Raw genomic sequence first — 17,544 nt, 5'->3', positions numbered from 1 at the left:
ATGCCGATTCCAGAGCCGACTGTGGATGAGTTGTTTTCATCAATCAAGAAGTCAAATTCAATTAGTATCGTTGTCGAAGGCAAGGATGATATTGTTGCATTCCGAATTCTCGAAAAGGACTTGATAAATTCCACTGTTGATATGGTTGCACTTGTACCAACCGGTGGTAGGAGTAAACTCCTAGAACTGCGTGATCGTTTGAGAGAAGATCCAGCTCAGAGACGTTGTGTTTTCGTTTGCGACAAGGACTTTTGGGTTTTCGACGGGGTTCCGGAGAATGTATCCGGTGGTGATTTGATCACAACTGATGGATATTCAATCGAAAACGATTTGTTGCGGGACAATCCGCCCGAAAGTTTAATGACTATTGATGAAGAGGCCAAATTCAACGACGAACTCAATTATTTTGCGGGTTGGTTTTGCATTGAACTCGACAAGGTTCGGAGGGGAGAACGCGGGAGTGAAGTAAAAAAATTCGTTGGCTTGGTTCTTGATAATGAAAAACCGGACCTAACGACTTCACTTAATGATGGTGGGCAATTAAGCGAACTACATAGTGTGGTGAGTTCGGACAAGGCGCGCTACGTGAGGGGTAAGTCATACCTTCAAGTGGTGATGCGTCAATTGGCTCGGAAAGGTCGAGTAAACAAGCACCATCATTTATCATATCTTGAATCCTCCGCGGCAGTTCAAGGGCAGTACTTCAAGCGAATAAGGGACGAGGTTTTTGAAAAGATCCGGTGAGGCGGAAAATAACTTTATGAACCGCTGACATACAGCGCCCTCTTTCTCAGAATATCTCTATAGGGTTCGTAAAATTCTACTGTCCGATTGTAAGCAATGAACCGATCAAACCCGGGCCAGTCTCCACGGAAGTTGAGGGTGAACCTCTCAAGGCAACTAGAAAGGCTCCGATCCACAATGCGCCGGACAGTGCGAACGCATTCGGTAGCAATTTTCCATAAGTAGCTGAAAAACCTTTTCCTTCGCGGTATTCCGCCATTTTATCACTGGCCAAAACTATTTCCGCGCTGTGGTGTCTTATTCTTGCTGCCATGCATCTTTGTTGAACTTTTAGCAGTGCCTCGTCGCATAAAACTAACTGTTCATTTCTTCGATCCAATCTGCCGAACAGAACGCAGATTAATAGGGCGACGCCAGCAACGGCCGCAGAGAAATAGAACGCATCCTGATGATAGGCTGTTCCGAAAGCGGCTAGGGCCAATCCCATTGCTAAAATAAAAAACCTGAATCCGTGGAGCCGTTGTTGTGCATGGTAAACATACATTGTTGTCGCATGGGACAAAGCGACTTCGTCAAACTTCGGTTCAATGCTCAAGTCGCTACCTAGACACTCCATTCTCGAGTAAAATTCTTCAACGGATCTGCTCATATCTTCGGACGAGGTTTGCTGTTCTTGTGGGGCAAGGCAAAAGGCCAATCTCGCTGGCTCACTCACTTTGCCATCCATTTTTGCAAACTCCTCTTTCAGATCGTCCACAAAAAACACGGTACGTCCCGGGTAAAGCTGAAGTATGTGCTCAATTTGAGTGAGCTTAGAAACCCTACCGACACTAAAAATCTGATTAGGGCGTAGCTGGTGCTTGTCTAGAAACTCATACAGTCGACGAACAGCCGCCGGAGAAGAGCGCGAAGTGAGAATGTACCAATCTGAACAGCGGGATTGTATTCGCTTCGCTATATCAAACAGTGGGCCGGTTTCTATCTCATCGCCAAGCCGATATAGCGCTGTTTGATGGCAAACGTGCCTAAGATATCTTCCTTCTCGCTTGTGCTCGTCGTCATTCCGCCCCGTGCCACTATAGGAAATCCCCAACACCCGAGATAAGCGGTCCAACCTCGCGCGTTCATGCCTTTCATCAAAGTCAGCTTCGTAAATTATGTGATCTTTAGCGCTTGCGAGCGTGCCATCGAAGTCCAGAACTAAGACGGATCTATCGTACATTAACACATTGTTTTCAAAAATTTTCTCTTCAAGCGTTGGTAGGGAAACTCTCTCTATGGTCATGAAACATCCAACTAAAAAAACCACTACATCTGTCCAAAAACTTATTCTCAAAGGGGAAATTTCTCAAATCCCAAGCTGAAATTGGTTCGATCCCCCTCTGGCAGCTGAGGGGGGAACTCGCCAGAGGTAATCAAGTTCTTTCTGCGCAACCGTGGAACACGTCCAATGCAAAAGCGTGATCTATGAGCAGAAAAAACTACGATGCGTGTCTAGCACATGTGCTGAAATGGGAAGGCGGTTACGTCGACCACCCGAAAGACCCGGGCGGCGCGACAAACCACGGAATCACACACAAGACGCTTTCGGCATTTCTCGATCGGCCGGTCACTAAAGCCGAGGTGAAGGCTTTGACCAAGAAACAGACGGGGCAAATCTATCGGTTGCGCTACTGGAATAAGGTTAAGGGCGATGAGCTGCCCCAAGGGCTGGATCTGGTGGCATTAGACGGGGCCGTCAATTCGGGGCCGTCGCGCGGCGCGAAGTGGTTGCAGTCCGGTTTAGGTGTCAAGGCTGACGGCGTCATCGGGCGTGCAACGCTCGGCGCGGCCATCAACGCGCGTGACGTTGTTCCTGTGATCCAGAAAGCCTGTGCCGCGCGCATGGGTTTTCTGCGCAAGCTTCGGACGTGGTCAACGTTCGGCCGTGGTTGGGCGCGTCGTGTGGCGGATACAGAGGCCGAGGCCGTCGCCATGGCCACGCAATCACCCGAGCGCGTGAAGCTCGAAGCGGACAACGCCCAAAAGGCCCGCGCCAAGCAGGCCAAAGGTGCACGTGCGGCCCCTGTAGGCGGTGGCGGTGCGCTGCTGGTGGATCTGCCTGTATGGGCGCTTTGGTCCATCATCGGCGTTCTGACCGTCTGCACCCTGATCCTACCCGCTGGTTTCCGGCATCGGTGACGTGCTGGGGCTTTGGGTGATCGAGGGCGTCACAGAGGGCCAAGCGGTGTTTGTGGCGCAGGGTATTCCGCAACGGCAAGATTTCACAATGAGGATGGCTCGTTATGACGGTGGCCCCAGATCAATTCTACGTCTCGCGCGACGGTGACGTTCTCGATCAGATCGTCAGCGCCCACTATGGCGGCGAGGACGTCGAAAAGGTCGAAACTGTACTAAAAGCGAACCCGGGACTTGCTGCACGTGGCGCTGTTCTCAACGCTGGGGTTCGGATGCGACTGCCGGATCTACCATCCGAAACACCGCAAGAGACAGAGCAACTATGGGGTTGACCGATTTTCGCCCATTGGTGCGCGTTGTCGTCGACGGCGTGCCACTGTCGAATCTGGCGTTCTCCCAGCTGTCAGCGGTGCGCGTTACCGATGTGGCCGGGTTCGTGTCGGACGCGGCCGAGGTGTCATTCGCAAATGTATCGCCAGCGTCCCGGCTCGTAATGCCCGAGCCCGGGGCAGAGATCGAGATTGCCATGGGCTACTTGGGCAAATTCAAGTCTATGGGCTTGTTTGTGGCCGATGAAGTCGAGGAATCCAGCCCGCCGCGCAATATCTCGATCGTAGGACGCGCAAAGGCGCAGGGGGAGACCAAGGGCGGTCTGGCACCTATACACCAGCAGAAAACGCGCTCTTGGGCCGCTGGGATGACGCTGCAAGCCTTGGTCGACACCATTGCCAGCGAAAACAACCTGAAACCGGGCCTCACAGACGCCGTCAAGTCCATCGTCTTAGGGCATATCGACCAACTTGACGAAAGCGATCTGTCGGTTCTGACCCGGGTCGCATTGGCGCATGACCTCGTGGCAAAGCCTGCCAGCGGGGTTCTGTTCGTTGGGCGGCGCGGTGGCGCAACGAAAGCCTCTGGCGGTGCAACGCCGACCGTGACGCTGTTGGAAAGTGATATTTCCAGTTGGACCATGCGGCGCGGACTGGGCGAGGTCGCAGGAACGGTTATCGCGACTTACCGGGATCTTAAACTCAAACAGGACATAGAGGTGAAAATCGGTGACAAGGAGCCAGAGCGACGACTGCGCCAGAGGTTCGCATCAGAGGCCGAGGCCCGGGCGATCGCGGAATCCGAGGCGCGGCGCGCGAGCCTGGCAAAAGAAACCTTAGAGTTCGAAATGCCAGGCAACCCCTCGATTGTTGCCGAGGGCAAGGTCGTGCCGGTCGGCCTTAGCTCGGCAGCGTTGGGCGAATGGCTGGTGGCGTCCGTGTCACATTCCGTTTCCGAGGCTGGCTATACAACGGCGGTGCGGGCCGAGCGCCCAAAGTAGGGAACCGCCAGAGGAAACGCGGAAGCGCGTCGGGCAGGGTGGCCGGACAAGCAACAGGGATAGCCATGTCTCTTTACACCTACCGCGCCCGGCTACCCGAGCATCCGACCAGACACCCTATTTATGATGCGGACACCGTTCGCTTAACTGTCGACCTTGGGTTCGGCCTGACCAGTGAGTTAGGGTCGTGCCGTTTGTTCGGGATTGACGCGCCGGAAATGCGAGGCGACGAACGCCCGGCCGGGATCGCTGCGCGCGACTTCTTGCGGGACCTGATCGAGCCCGGGAAGTGGTTCACGGTCCAAACCATCAAAGACACTAAGGGCAAATATGGCCGCTATCTCTGCAACATCGTGCTGGATGACGGCACCAACATAAACGAGTTGCTGGTCAAGTCGGGCCACGCAGTCGCGCGCGAATACTGAGGGCGAGCATGACAATAGTAGAATGGATCAAACTGCTTTGGCCGATGGCCGTCTTGCTGCTGGGATTTGTTATTCGCGTTGAGGTCGGTCAGACATTGACCAGATGGCGCAACCGCCAGTTCGAAGAGAACTTTAAGACCATCAAGTCGGACCCCGCGAAGGACATCGAAGCGGTTCACGCCCGAATGTCGCGACATGAGAACCAGACGAACAATTATCTGTCAGAGATCCGCAACGACATTAAAACTTTACTGGCACGGGACAAATGAGGAGGCTCCTTATTGTTGACTTTCGAATGCCTGCTTCGATGAAGGTTCTTCGACGCGGGCCATTGCGCGCGGTTTAGGCTGGGGCCGACAATCAGAAGTAAGTCTCAATAGACAAACCAGAATAAAAATGCGCCATAAGGTATTCTGTGCTACAATCCCCATTACTTGATAGTTTGTAATTCATTGCGCATAGGGGGTGCTCGACGTGAATTATATTATGAAATCGATTGGTTTTGGCATTTTGACCACCATGCTGTTATCGCCTGTGGCTGGTTTTTCAGCCACTCTACTTCTCAACGAAGCCTTTGGCACCGTGCAAGACTTTGACCGCGATGGATCTCCGGATAGCGCTAACCCTTCTATTTTTGAGGTGTCGAACCACAATTCCGGGCAGTTTGAAAACCGAGGAGTAGCTGAGTTCGACATTTCCGGTATTTCTGGGCCAGTCGCATCAGCGTTTTTCAACTTGTCACTGCTTCGATCGAGTTACAGCGGACCTGTCAATTTCGAGTTGGTTGGGTACGAAGCGAATGGATTTCTTTCGGTTACGGATTGGAACCCGGCAAGCTCAACTTTAATTTCCAACTTCACATACTCAAATGAAGCGACCCTGGATCTTGATGTTACGAGCTTCCTGACTTCCAGTTTGATCAGTGGATGGTCAAACGTCGGGTTCCTCCTTAGACGCACAAACGAGGACTTACCCGGGGAATACGATTTCTTCCAGTTTGGTGCGACTTTCGCAAACAATTCGCCGCTACCCACCCTGACCGTCGAGACTTCTATAGCTCCCGTCCCGCTCCCCGCAACTGGCTGGCTCCTGCTTGTAGGGATATTGGGAATGGCTCTCGTACGCCCCAAGAAGCACGGCTAATCTAGCGTCGTGCCGCCTTCTGGATTCGTCGGCAGCGGTGGATGTCCAAAGCCCCGTACCACGCTACTGCTTATTTGGTTGTCTACCGAAACTCAGTTGAGGCCAGAACAAACAGGGGTTTGGGGGCGAACAAAGCGTTTAGCGCTGCCCTCCGAAAGCAGAGGCCTGAGACAACGTTCAGGTGTCAGTTATTTTGTCGCGTTGCTCGATTTGTTTTAGAGCCCCTTGTGGCAAGTTCGCATAAATTTCATCTACGTGCTTCGGCTCGGAGATCATCTTATCTGCAATAATGTTGAGCAACTTGAAAAGACTTTCAGCGGTAGCCCGATCATCCCGGAGGTCGATCTTTCCCGGGTGGACGGCCTCGTTTCCGATTACGCGAACAGAATCAAGAGCTTTTTGAATTCTAGCATCGAGGCCATCACGGACCAACGCTCCAATGTCAGAATTGATGTTTTTGCCCGGCTTGCCCAACTCAACGCACAGCTTTTGTATTGCTAGTCGAATCAAAGCAGCCGCGCCACGAGGCGAAAGTTCCAAAATCGAACTCGCTTCATCATAGTCAACACGGATTTCGTCGGACAAGTCCGGGTTCGCGGGGGGGGGGCTTCACCTGCCTTCGGATAAACCATACGATTGTGAACCCAAACCGCTATTTTTTTGCAATTGTAGCAATCGGAAACATTCATGTTATGCAAATTTTTACGAAGGTATTCCGCTTCTTTGGCAAGTTCAAAGAAAGGAAGTCCGGACTTCATGTTTTGTGCCCATTTTTGGAGCGTCGCACGCAGCTCAGAGTCTTCGATTTTGGTAAATGAAAAATCCCCTTCGTTGTCCGCTGTTATGACCATCGGAGTGGGGTGATTATCCGGGTTTTTTTGTGCAAACAATGAGTGCCAATTTTGGGTGGTCAGCACCCCGCAGTGAGGGCAGTTAAATGCTGTTTCACTTGTTGTTGGCCCCACGTACTTCATATTTTTTTCCTATTTTTGAATCAATAGATATGCTCGTCGGCAACGAGAGCTTGAATTAGAAGTCTTGGTCAAGAGGGCTAACTGACTTACTCACAGTTTCACCTTATGTTTTCGCTATGTTTCTGTGAGTGGAAACGGCCAAGTTGTTGAAATTAAACAAAGTCGTTAGAATTCAAAATCCCCCGGTAGTGATACCGTGCCGGTTCGAGTCCGGCCTTGGGTACCAAAGTAAAAACAGAGGGTTAGGGGAACCTGCTCTCTGTTTTTTCTTTTCTTACGTTTCGAATGCTCATGTTGCCACTTTTGGCCGGTGTATCGAAAATGTCGGGGTTTAGACGGTCGTTGGAAAGCTTGGCGACAATCTGAGTTCCGGATTGTGCGCGCAGTTTCATCGGGCAAGTTTTCTAGCAAACTAAGGAAAAAGCGAACAGACTAGGGTTGTTCGGGGCGAATCTGTTCCCAGTTTCTGCGCTCACTTACTGCGTCGCAGGATCAGCCACGCCAGAAACCCGATATAGGCGAAAACGCTTAGGTTCAGTGCGGTGTCGATCAATTGGCCACTCATGATCGATCCTCTTGCGCCAGACGTTTGAAGAGGCAGACAACAAGAACGGGCACGATAAACACGAAAGCGATGGCTGACAGCGCTATGATGGACCGAACCAGAGAGATATCGCCCACCAGAATCATCGCCATCCCTAACGCGCCAAGGATAATGCCCCAAATCGTACGAATTCGGGGAGAGGGGTTGTCGTCGCCTCCGGTCCCTATCATCGCAAGGGTGAACCCGGCGCTGACGACGCTGGTGACCACGAACAGGAACGCGGCCAGGATTGTTGCTATTCTTGTGATGCCGTCCAGCGGGAAGCGCTCAAGCAACGCAAATGTTGTTGCGTCGAGGTTCTCTGCGTTGACGGCTGATAAGGCTCCGTCCTGACGCAAAGCATCGAAAAAACCCAAGCCGCCAAAAACGCCGAACCACAGGATAGAGAAAAGTGTAGGGGTGACGACGACTCCGATCAGAAACTCTCGGATCGTGCGTCCGCGGGAAATCCGGGCGATGAAAATGCCCACGAAGGGTGACCAAGCCAGCCACCAGATCATATAGTTCAGCGTCCAGCCGTGGAACCAGTCGACCAACTGGTCGTCGAAGAATTCCGCGGTCGAGAACCCTGCAGGCAGGACACCGAACAGGTACCGTCCGAACCCGGAAACAATGCCGTCCATCAGATAAGAGGTTGGGCCGAGCACCAGAAGATAGACCATCATCCCGACGGCGATCAGCATTGCCGCGTTGGACAGCAGGGCCATTCCGTCGCCCAGATCGCGACGCAACGGTATGATGAACGCAATACACAGCGCGGCAAAAACGGGCAGGGTCAGCACGCCTGAGGTTTCTATACCCAACAGGCCTGCCAGTCCGGTCTGGATCTGAAATACCCCCATCGCCATCGAGCCCGCCAAACCGACGGCAATTGCGACGATCGAGAGTAGATCGAAAATCCACCCCAGCGCTTTTGTCCATCCTGCTTCGCCAAGTGCGTCGGTGACTGGGGCGCTCAGCAACAAAGTGCGATTTCGGCGATAGGCGAAATAGGCGATGACCAATCCGACGATTCCGTAAATCGCCCAGGCGTGGAATCCCCAATTCAAGTAGGTCACGAACATTGCATAGCTGGCCGCTTCGGCATCGCTATTGTACTGGCGCAGCACTTCGTAATGGGTAAGGGGCTCGGCCGCCCCATAAAACAGCAGCCCGACCCCCATCCCGGCAGCAAATAGCATTGCGATCCATGCGGTCGTTGAAAACTCTGGTTCGGCTGCGTCAGGGCCAAGGCGGATATCTCCGAATTGTGACAAGGCCAGAAAGAGGACCACAAACAAAAGCCCGCTGACCTCAAGCATGATGAACCAGCCGCGGCTGTTGAATTGCGTCGCAACCGCCGATGCAGCAATGCGGCCCAAGCCTTGCGGGTCAGCAATGCCCCAGATTGCGATGGCCGCACTGAGGGCTAGGGCGATCACAAGCATCGGACTGGGTGATTTGCCGTCCACTGTCCAGAACCCTTCCGCGTAAATTTATGAAACATCGGGTCGTTAGGCCAAGCCTAGGTTGGGGATTCCAAACTTTCAAAGTGTTTTTGGATATTTAGCTGCCACGGTTGTTCATGATCCGGTCCAGTGATGCCGATCTGTGCAAAACCGCCCCGCTAAAGGGGGAAACTTTCGGAAATCTCCTCACATCTGCGGATCGGGGCCTTCATACCCCGCGCAGGGGTTGACAAGCGGAGTGTCTGAATGAAACGTCAAAGGTGTTGGGAGACTTTTAAATTTCAGATGCTTGACCCGTTGCAAGACGGGTTCGCTTGCCGTACCGGCGAGGTCCCTGGATGGGGGCCGCTGAACTGTCTCTCATCCACAAAAAGAGTTGGGAGTTCTCAAAAATGAAAAACAGCAGCAAGCTTAGCCTGGGCGCGGTCGTTACCGCTGCTCTTATGGCTCCGGCCGCTTATGCAGAAGAGTTTATCACCATTGGTACCGGCGGCGTGACCGGCGTTTACTATCCGACCGGTGGTGCGATTTGCCGTCTGGTGAACAAGGGCCGCAAAGAGCACGGCGTGCGTTGCTCGGTCGAGTCGACCGGTGGTTCGGTCTACAACATCAACACCATTCGCGAAGGCGAGCTGGAGTTTGGTGTCGCTCAGTCCGACTGGCAGTACCACGCGTATAACGGCAGCTCGAAATTCGAAGAGGCTGGCCCCTTTGAAAACCTGCGCGCCGTCTTCTCGGTTCACCCCGAACCGTTCACCGTTGTGGCACGTGCCGATTCCGGCATCACCAACTTCGAAGACCTGAAAGGCAAGCGCGTCAACATCGGTAACCCCGGTTCCGGTCAGCGCGGCACCATGGAAGTCCTGCTGGGCGAAATGGGTTGGACCACCGACGATTTCGAACTGGCGACCGAGCTGAAAGCGGCTGAACAGTCCGCAGCTCTGTGCGACAACCAGATCGACGCGATGGTTTACACCGTTGGTCACCCGTCGGGTTCGATCCAGGAAGCGACCACGGCCTGTGACTCGGTTCTGGTGAATGTCAGCGGCGACGCCGTCAGCAAGCTGGTTGACGACAACTCGTTCTACCGTACTGCAACCATCCCCGGTGGCATGTACCGTGGTTCGGATGGTGACACCTCGACCTTTGGTGTGGGCGCGACCTTTGTGACCTCGGCAGACGTGTCGGATGATGCGGTTTATGCGGTTGTCAGCTCGGTCTTCGAAAACTTCGACGACTTCAAAAAGCTGCACCCTGCATTTGCCAACCTCAAGCCTGAAGAAATGATTGCAGATGGCCTGTCGGCTCCGCTGCATCCGGGTGCTGAGAAGTACTACAAAGAAAAAGGCTGGGTTCAGTAAGCCAGACCTAAAGCAGGGTGCCCAACGGGCGCCCTGCAACCAAAACCCGAACAAATCGGGTGGTTCAGAAGGCCAAAATGGCCGCGACGGGGAGACAATTCATGAGTTCCGACACACAATCCAATCGTCCGCTATCCGAAGAAGAGCTACAGGATCTTGTAGCCTCATCCGATGCGGGCGGACGTAATCCGGTCGGTAATGTCGGGGTTTTCCTGGCCGTTGTGGCCGCGATCTGGTCGATCTTTCAGGTCATCCTGGCCTCGCCTCTGGCGAACTATGTTCTGCCAGGCAGCGTAGTGAACAACGCGCGGCAGTTTCACCTGGCCTTTGCCATGTTTCTGGCCTTTGCTGCCTATCCGGCGCTGAAATCCAGCCCACGTGACTATATCCCAATTCAGGATTGGATCATGGGATTGCTGGGTGCGTTTGTCGCGCTGTATGGTTATTTCTTTTACAACAAGATCGTCGATGCAGGCGGTCTTGCGGATGACACCGACAAATGGGTCGCCCTGGTTGGTCTGCTGTTGTTGTTCGAGGCCGCGCGTCGTGCGCTTGGCCCCGCAATGGCGATCATTGCGACGATCTTTCTGGTATATGTGTTTTTCGGATCCTCTGATTGGGTTCCCGAGGTTATTCGCTGGAAAGGCGCAAGCCTGAAAAAGGCCATGAGCCATATGTGGATCACGTCCGAGGGCGTGTTTGGTATCGCGCTTGGGGTTTCGACCAAATTCGTCTTCCTGTTCGTTCTGTTCGGCGCGTTGCTGGATAAGGCCGGGGCAGGGAACTACTTTATCAAGATGGCTTTCGGTGCCTTGGGGCACCTGCGTGGTGGCCCTGCCAAGGCGGCCGTCGTGGGTTCGGCCGCGACCGGCCTGATCTCGGGTTCGTCCATCGCCAACGTTGTGACAACCGGTACATTCACCATACCGCTGATGAAACGCGTTGGGTTCAGCAGCGAGCAGGCCGGATCGGTCGAGGTTGCCTCATCCGTGAACGGACAGATCATGCCGCCGGTGATGGGCGCTGCAGCCTTCCTGATGGTCGAATATGTGGGCATCTCATATGTCGAGGTGATCACCCACGCCTTCCTGCCTGCCGCGATTTCATACATCGCGCTTGTTTATATCGTGCACCTTGAGGCCGTGAAGCGGAACATGCCCACGCTGGGCGACCGCGACGTAAAGCTGGCGCGCACAGTTGTCGGTATGTTGTCCTTCTTCCTGGTCTTTGCCGGGCTGTGCTACGGTTCTCAATTCCCGGTCGAAGCGGTGACAAACTGGGTGCCGTCATCGGCTGGGCTGGTCCTTAGCCTGATCATCTGTGCCATCTATGTGGCACTGCTGTATCTGGCCGCTCAGGTGCCGGATCTTGAGCCGGACGATCCAAACGCCAAAGAAGTGACCTTGCCGGTCATTGCCGACATCTACAAAGCTGGGCTGCACTACCTGTTGCCGATTATCGTGCTGGTCTACTTCTTGATGATCGAGCAGAAGTCACCGGGTCTGTCGGCTTTCTGGGCCACGACGCTTCTCTTCGTGATCCTACTAACGCAGAAGCCGCTCAAGGCGATATTCCGCGGGCAAAGCAACGTCTACAACACGTTCATTGATGGTGTCGCTGACCTTTGGCAGGGCATGATCGACGGCGCGCGGAACATGATTGGTATCGCGCTGGCAACGGCAACTGCAGGCGTCATCGTGGGCACCGTGACCTTGACTGGTGTGGGGCAAGTGATGGCTGACCTGGTTGAGTTCCTGTCTGGCGGCAACCTGATCCTGATGCTGATTATGGTCGGACTGCTGAGCCTGATCCTGGGCATGGGCTTGCCAACAACCGCGAACTACATCGTCGTCAGTTCGTTGATGGCTGGCGTGGTTGTTGAACTGGGTGCGCAAAGCGGACTTATTGTGCCACTTATTGCGGTGCACCTGTTCGTCTTTTACTTTGGGATCATGGCTGACGTGACCCCGCCGGTTGGATTGGCGAGCTTTGCGGCCGCTGCAGTATCCGGTGGTGACGCAATCAAAACCGGGTTCATTGCGTTCTTTTACAGCCTGCGCACCGTGGCCTTGCCGTTTGTGTTCATCTTCAACACGGACCTGCTGCTGATCGATGTGACGTGGGTCGAAGGCATAACCGTGGCGATATTTGCGACAATCGCCATCCTCGTCTTCACGGCTGGGACAATGGGGTATTTCCTGACCCGCAGCCGGATCTATGAAAGCGTCGCGCTGATCCTGGTGGCGTTCGCGCTGTTCAGGCCTGACTTCTTCATGAACCGCATCGCGCCACCGTTTACCTCGGTCGAGCCTGCTGCATTTGTGGAAACCATCGGCGAAACGCCTCCGGGTACCGAGGTGCGTATGGTCATCAGCGGGCCGGACTTTGACACGCTTGAGATGACGGACACCACGGTTGTTGTTCCCGTTGGCAGCGAAGAAGGAGGCCAAGCGCGTGTCGACGCGATGGGCCTGCTGCTGCTTGAGGAAGACGGGCTGGTCAAACTGGAAGAGCCGCTGTTCGGAACTCCGGTCGCGGATGATCTGGATATCTTCGATTACTACGGAGATGAGGCCGTCCGTCTGACCTCGGTCAGCTTGCCAGCCAGCCAGCCACCGAAACAGTTGATCTACATTCCGGCAATGCTCTTGCTGGGACTGATCGCTTTCCTTCAGCGCGGCCGCGCCGCAAGACAAGAGGTGACCGCATGACAAACGCTGTTCTCTGCGCCGTCGATATCAGCAATGGCGATCTTGATACGCATGTTCTGAAGAAAGCTGCGAAGCTGGCCGATCAGGAAGGTGCGCAACTGGATGTGGTAACCGTTCTGCCGGATTTCGGGGAAAGCTGGGTGTCTGGCTTTTTCGAAAGTGATTTTCACGACAAGGCGCTGGAAGAGGCACATACCAAACTGGCCGAGATGTGTGTGTCCACACTTGGGGCGGATCGGAATGAAAAGATCCGCCACGTGGTCGCGACGGGTACTGCCTATCAGGAAATCCTAAAAACTGCGGACAGTGCTGGTAGCGATCTCATCGTGATTGGCGCGCACAAACCAGACTTGAAAGACTATCTGCTTGGCCCGAATGCTGCACGGGTCGTGCGGCATTCAGACGTCTCTGTCTACGTGGTGCGCTAAGAAAACTAGGCGGATCAGTACCCTGTCATCTCAAGATATCCCCGTCCGGAATGGCTGCCGCTGATCTGGACGGGACCCTCCCAGTATTCAAACCGGGTGGCCATCCACGCGTCGGGTGTCAGCGCTGATACCTCGACGTCCAGATCCCGGTCAGGCAATGTGACGCGCCATCTGACAGGTACGTCGCGGCCAGCAACGGGCGCGGTCGTCAGCGGCTCGAACGCGACCGAACCATCGGGGATCGCGGTCGTCGTACCATCGGCGGCGATCCACGTGGCCGCGGTGAAATCACCTCGGTCGCCGCGTAGCCGAAAAGCCATCATCTTGTCGCCATCGTCAAAGCTGAGCGAGAACCAGTCCCAGCCGCTTTGATCTGCGGCCAAAGGTTGTGATGACCATTCGCGGTCCAGCCACCCTTGTCCGGTGACGGCGACATCTCCACCCGGCATGCGCAAGACGCCTTGGACCTCGTAAAACGGCTGGGAATAGTAGTAGCTGGCTTGCCCGTCGCCGGATTTCACCGAAAACCCATTCCGGCCGTGAAACACGAGCGGCCCGTTGGCTTCGAGTTTTAAGTCATAGCCGAAATCCGCACCGTTCGCAGACAGGCTGACCGCGTTTGGGTCTGACCCGCGCATGTGCCATTCGTCGATCCACGCCTCGAATGGCGCTGCCGTAACCCCTGCCTGACCGATGCCGCCGCGCGACAGACGCTCCGCGAAATAGTGTTTGTCGGGCGTGGTCACCGCAGCATGGCCCATCCATATCTGCGGGCTTTGCCACCCCTCGACCTCATGCGGTTTCAGTGCCGACCGAAATAGCGTCCACTGGATACCATAATCACGCCCATCCTCACCTTTGAGGTTTGCCGTCAGATACCACCACTCGATCCGGTAGTCCGGGTGGGGGCCATGATCCTGCGGGAATTGAAACGGATACCCCGGCTGGGGCACAGTGAACCCCTCGGCAGAACCGCCCAGGCCTGCGTATCCCTGCGAGCGGGCAATGCCGGGCACGGCCAGCAGCAAGACTATAAGCCAGATCCTAACGTTCATTGGCAAACACCTTCAGTAGATCCGCAGGCGGCAGGCGCACCACACGGGCGGCAGGCAGGGCCGCGGCAACGGTCGCCGCAAGCAGGGTCAGACCCAACAGATAGACCCAGTCGACAGGGAACAGGTAAATCGGCAGCCTCCAGCCAAACGCTTCGACATTGATGATCGTCAGCAAGGCCCAGGCTAAAGCCAACCCCAGCGGAAGAGCCAGCAAGGCGGTCAAAGCGGCCAGCAGAACGCTGCGCAAAAGTTCAAGCCGGGCCAGTTCCGCACGCGTCAACCCAAGGGCCCAGATGGGCGCAATCTGGGGCAAGCGCTGCGTCCACAACGTCAGCAGGCTGGTCAGAATGGCGAACCCTGCAACCCCCAGCGTCAGGATGTTCAAGGCCGAGGTCACAACGAATGTCTTTTCGAACACCTGCATGGATTGCGCCTTCATTGCGGCTTGCTGGACGACTGCTCGGCGGGGCAGGTCGAATTGGTTGCGTAACGCTTGGGCCAGATCTGTGGCCCGATCTGGCGCGACACGAATACCAAACCGGCGCGCCTCAGCACCGGGCGCGATACGGTCAAGTTGGGCCATGGAAACGATGGCCTGACCGGTTGGATTGCCATAGTCCGAATAGACACCTGCGATGGTCAACGTGTCAGCGGATGTGATCGCCAGAGTATCTCCGGGCCACAGGTTTTCCCGGCGGGCCAGCTGTTCGTTGATCAGCACGGCGGTTCCGTCATGGACCCTGTCCCAAACACGTTCCGAGGAGCTGATAAGCGGCCATTTCTCACGATAAGTCTGATCGTCGATGATACCATAGAGAAACAGAGGCCCCGACGAATGTGCCAATTCAACGCTTCGGATCGGCAGGATGGCATCCACCTGTGGGGCCAGCCATTCAGCGATGTCCTGACCCTGCTGATCAGTGGCAGCGGTGACGTAGAGCGCTGATGTCAGGCGCTGGTCCAGCCAGCCGGTAAAGGTCAGCCGAAAGCTGGAAACCATCGTGCCCACGCCGATATTCGCGGCAAGCGCCAGCAACAAGGCCATCAGCGCCAGGGACAGGCCCGGCAGTTGGGCGCGCATGTCCGCCCAGACCCATTGGGCGATCGGCCCCTTCGCTGAACGCTGAAACAGGATCAGGACGCGCGACAAGGCATAGGGCAGTACCAAGGCAGAGCCGACCAGCAACCCGGCGACCATGACGAAACCGGCCACCAACCCCCCGAACAACAACAGGGCTAGAATGCCCCCGACAATAGCGGCGACACCGGCAAGGGCGACGACCCAGCTGCCCGAAGCCGCGCTGCGCCAGGCCTGTAAGCCTGCGCCGCTTAGGATCGGCATTCGTGACAGGCGATACAAGGCGTGTCCGCTGGCCAAAAACGTGCCACCCAAGGCCATCGCCAACCCGGACAGTGCCCATTGTGGTTGCAATGAGATCTGGCCGCTGACAGGTGCGCCGTAAAGTCCGCGCAAACTTGCAGCCACATCCGGCAACAGCGCGCCTGCGAGGAAAAAGCCCAACACCAAACCGAGTATTCCGCCGGCAATCGCCAGCACGGAAAGCTCAGCCATGATCAGCCAAACCAGCCGCCGCATCGAAACGCCCAAAGCGCGCAGGGTCCGGATCATGCCGCGCCGCTGGGCAAAGGCCAGGCCCACGGTTCCGTGCACGATGAACAGACCCACCGCAAAGGACAGCAGGCCAAAGGCGGACAGGTTCAAGTGAAAACTGTCGGTCAGTTGTGCGGTATCCAGTTGTTCCTGTGCCGGGACCCGCTCCAGTTCGGGGGCAATAGTCGACAGCGGTGGAATTGAACCGGGCTGATCCGGTAAAATGATCAGGTGCGAAATCTCTCCCGGCTTCTTCAGTAACGACTCGGCCACACCAATGTCGGTCAGGATCAGATCGGGCGGTAAGGCATCGCTGATCAGGATCGGAGGCAAACCGGTCTGGCCGGCCAATAGCGGCTCCAAAACCGGAGCCGTCAGCAATCGCCCCGGCGCAGTCAACATATCGGCAGGGTTGGGTGGCGTGCCGCTTTGTTCCATCTGTGTGACAGCGGGCAGGGCGGGATAGGCCACCATATCAACGCCAAGGACCCGTAAGGTCTGACCCTGAACGCGAAATGGGCCTTCCAGTACCGCTGCAACCTGCCAGCCCGCGCGCCTCAGCTCGACGTAACGCGACAGGGGGATCGGGCCGGAGGGGTTGTGCAATTCGTCAAACCGACCTAGCGCCAGTTGATCTGCGGCCCGGTCATAGCTGGCACGAGCCTCGGCATTGATGGCCTGCACCGCAGACCAAAGACCGGTTGCAAGGGCCAGGCCGATCAGCAGGGTCGCCAGTTGCAGCCGGTGTGCCCGCCAATGAGATGCCAGCGCCTGAATGACGGTCAGCGTCATGCGATAAGCCCGCCAGACAGATGCACACGCCGATCCAAACGGGCCGCAATCTCGTGCGAGTGGGTGACCAAAAGCAGCGCGGCCCCGGTATCCGCAACAAGAGCCAACATGAGGTCAAGAACGGTGGCGCTGGCGGTTTCGTCCAGGTTTCCCGTAGGTTCATCCGCCAGTAGCAATTTGGGCCGGGCGGCTATGGCACGACCGATGGCAACGCGCTGTTGTTGTCCGCCCGACAGGTTCTCGGGATATCGATCAAGCAGATCGGAAAGGCCCATCCGTTCGGCCAGATGCTCGCACCAATCGGGGTCGTGGCACCCGGCCAAGCGGGCATGAAACGACAGGTTTTGACCTGCTGTCAAAGATGGGATCAGGTTGAATTGCTGAAACACCAGCGACAAGGACGTGCGGCGCAGGGCGGCCCGGCCTGGATCATCCAGTTGCGACAGGGCTACGCCGTCCAGTGTGATTTCCCCGCTGTCCACAGTGTCCAATGCGGCAGCGAGGTTCAGGAGGGTGCTTTTACCGCTGCCGCTTTCGCCGGTTAGGGCCAGTGTTTGGCCGCGATCCAGCGATAGGGACACGTCGCGCAGGACCGGCCGACCACCGGGATAGGATTTCTGAACCTTGTCAAATATCACAAGCATGTTCGCCCTCATTTTTACAAGGATTTGCAACAGTTTCGCCGACTGTCCAGTGTTGACGCGCCATAGGTTCCTTTCGCCGCACTATGAACATGGGT

17 protein-coding genes and 1 tRNA gene are annotated in these 17,544 nt (G+C 55.8%); 12 read left to right on the top strand and 6 right to left on the bottom strand.

Translation table 11 applies throughout. From position 1 onward, the window contains the following. The gene (locus AC2FJF_RS21615; protein ID WP_496727134.1) at positions 1-744 is read left to right on the top strand and encodes a DUF4435 domain-containing protein; all 744 of its coding nucleotides are present in this window, start codon (positions 1-3) and stop codon (positions 742-744) included. Positions 745-820: 76 nt separating this feature from the next. Here the strand turns inward: AC2FJF_RS21615 and AC2FJF_RS21610 are convergent, their stop codons facing one another. Next, on the bottom strand, positions 821-2,029 hold the full coding sequence (locus AC2FJF_RS21610) for a hypothetical protein (protein WP_496727132.1): 1,209 nt from the start codon (positions 2,027-2,029) through the stop codon (positions 821-823). A gap of 182 nt (positions 2,030-2,211) precedes the next feature. Between AC2FJF_RS21610 and AC2FJF_RS21605 the strand changes: the two genes are divergently transcribed. The 7 genes from AC2FJF_RS21605 to AC2FJF_RS21575 all read left to right on the top strand — a co-directional run bounded on the left by AC2FJF_RS21605 (position 2,212) and on the right by AC2FJF_RS21575 (position 5,820). After that, entirely contained in the window at positions 2,212-2,925 is a 714-nt protein-coding gene (locus AC2FJF_RS21605; RefSeq protein ID WP_496727131.1) for a glycoside hydrolase family 108 protein, read from the top strand. A 1-nt stretch (position 2,926) separates the two neighbouring features. After that, on the top strand, positions 2,927-3,073 hold the full coding sequence (locus AC2FJF_RS21600; protein WP_496727130.1) for a phage tail protein: 147 nt from the start codon (positions 2,927-2,929) through the stop codon (positions 3,071-3,073). After that, the gene (locus tag AC2FJF_RS21595) at positions 3,030-3,254 is read left to right on the top strand and encodes a tail protein X (RefSeq protein ID WP_496727129.1); all 225 of its coding nucleotides are present in this window, start codon (positions 3,030-3,032) and stop codon (positions 3,252-3,254) included. Before AC2FJF_RS21600 ends, AC2FJF_RS21595 begins: the two co-directional genes overlap by 44 nt. Then, positions 3,245-4,252 carry a phage late control D family protein gene (locus tag AC2FJF_RS21590; protein ID WP_496727128.1) on the top strand — a complete coding sequence of 336 codons (1,008 nt, stop codon included), beginning with the start codon at positions 3,245-3,247 and terminating at the stop codon, positions 4,250-4,252. Before AC2FJF_RS21595 ends, AC2FJF_RS21590 begins: the two co-directional genes overlap by 10 nt. Before the next feature lie 65 nt (positions 4,253-4,317). Then, positions 4,318-4,677, top strand: a complete 360-nt coding sequence (locus AC2FJF_RS21585; RefSeq protein ID WP_496727127.1) for a thermonuclease family protein — start codon at positions 4,318-4,320, stop codon at positions 4,675-4,677. Positions 4,678-4,685: 8 nt separating this feature from the next. Beyond that, positions 4,686-4,946 carry a hypothetical protein gene (locus tag AC2FJF_RS21580; RefSeq protein ID WP_496727126.1) on the top strand — a complete coding sequence of 87 codons (261 nt, stop codon included), beginning with the start codon at positions 4,686-4,688 and terminating at the stop codon, positions 4,944-4,946. A 205-nt stretch (positions 4,947-5,151) separates the two neighbouring features. Then, positions 5,152-5,820: a VPLPA-CTERM sorting domain-containing protein gene (locus AC2FJF_RS21575; RefSeq protein WP_496727125.1), complete on the top strand. Its 669-nt coding sequence runs from the start codon at positions 5,152-5,154 to the stop codon at positions 5,818-5,820. A 177-nt stretch (positions 5,821-5,997) separates the two neighbouring features. Here the strand turns inward: AC2FJF_RS21575 and AC2FJF_RS21570 are convergent, their stop codons facing one another. Then, a complete protein-coding gene (locus tag AC2FJF_RS21570; protein WP_496727124.1) occupies positions 5,998-6,405 on the bottom strand; it encodes a DUF4145 domain-containing protein in 408 nt (135 codons plus the stop codon). Between the two features lie 525 nt (positions 6,406-6,930). Between AC2FJF_RS21570 and AC2FJF_RS21565 the strand changes: the two genes are divergently transcribed. Continuing rightward, positions 6,931-7,020 (top strand) — tRNA-OTHER (locus AC2FJF_RS21565). Between the two features lie 335 nt (positions 7,021-7,355). Here AC2FJF_RS21565 and AC2FJF_RS21560 read toward each other — a convergent pair. Beyond that, positions 7,356-8,825, bottom strand: a complete 1,470-nt coding sequence (locus AC2FJF_RS21560; RefSeq protein ID WP_496727123.1) for a BCCT family transporter — start codon at positions 8,823-8,825, stop codon at positions 7,356-7,358. Between the two features lie 413 nt (positions 8,826-9,238). On the opposite strand from AC2FJF_RS21560, the gene AC2FJF_RS21555 reads away from it, so the two are divergent. The 3 genes from AC2FJF_RS21555 (at position 9,239) to AC2FJF_RS21545 (ending at position 13,346) form a co-directional block, all read left to right on the top strand. Then, positions 9,239-10,207, top strand: coding sequence for a TAXI family TRAP transporter solute-binding subunit (locus tag AC2FJF_RS21555; RefSeq protein ID WP_058271718.1), 969 nt, complete (start codon positions 9,239-9,241; stop codon positions 10,205-10,207). 101 nt (positions 10,208-10,308) lie between these two features. Next, a complete protein-coding gene (locus tag AC2FJF_RS21550; RefSeq protein WP_496727122.1) occupies positions 10,309-12,918 on the top strand; it encodes a TRAP transporter permease in 2,610 nt (869 codons plus the stop codon). Further along, positions 12,915-13,346, top strand: a complete 432-nt coding sequence (locus tag AC2FJF_RS21545; RefSeq protein WP_058271716.1) for a universal stress protein — start codon at positions 12,915-12,917, stop codon at positions 13,344-13,346. The genes AC2FJF_RS21550 and AC2FJF_RS21545 overlap by 4 nt, the downstream gene beginning before the upstream one ends. Before the next feature lie 14 nt (positions 13,347-13,360). On the opposite strand, the gene AC2FJF_RS21540 is transcribed toward AC2FJF_RS21545, so the two are convergent. Genes AC2FJF_RS21540 through AC2FJF_RS21530 form a run of 3 tightly spaced genes read right to left on the bottom strand, consistent with a single transcriptional unit; the run spans position 13,361 to position 17,449 of the window. Further along, the gene (locus AC2FJF_RS21540) at positions 13,361-14,401 is read right to left on the bottom strand and encodes a lipocalin-like domain-containing protein (protein ID WP_496727121.1); all 1,041 of its coding nucleotides are present in this window, start codon (positions 14,399-14,401) and stop codon (positions 13,361-13,363) included. Further along, on the bottom strand, positions 14,391-16,805 hold the full coding sequence (locus tag AC2FJF_RS21535; RefSeq protein ID WP_496727120.1) for an ABC transporter permease: 2,415 nt from the start codon (positions 16,803-16,805) through the stop codon (positions 14,391-14,393). The genes AC2FJF_RS21540 and AC2FJF_RS21535 overlap by 11 nt, the downstream gene beginning before the upstream one ends. Further along, positions 16,802-17,449 (bottom strand): ABC transporter ATP-binding protein, encoded by a 648-nt coding sequence (locus AC2FJF_RS21530; protein ID WP_496727119.1) that lies wholly within the window; start codon positions 17,447-17,449, stop codon positions 16,802-16,804. The genes AC2FJF_RS21535 and AC2FJF_RS21530 overlap by 4 nt, the downstream gene beginning before the upstream one ends. Positions 17,450-17,544 lie beyond the last annotated feature (95 nt).

Source organism: Ruegeria sp. CDSB013 (genome assembly GCF_059611165.1).
This window is presented reverse-complemented; position numbering and strand designations above follow the sequence as displayed.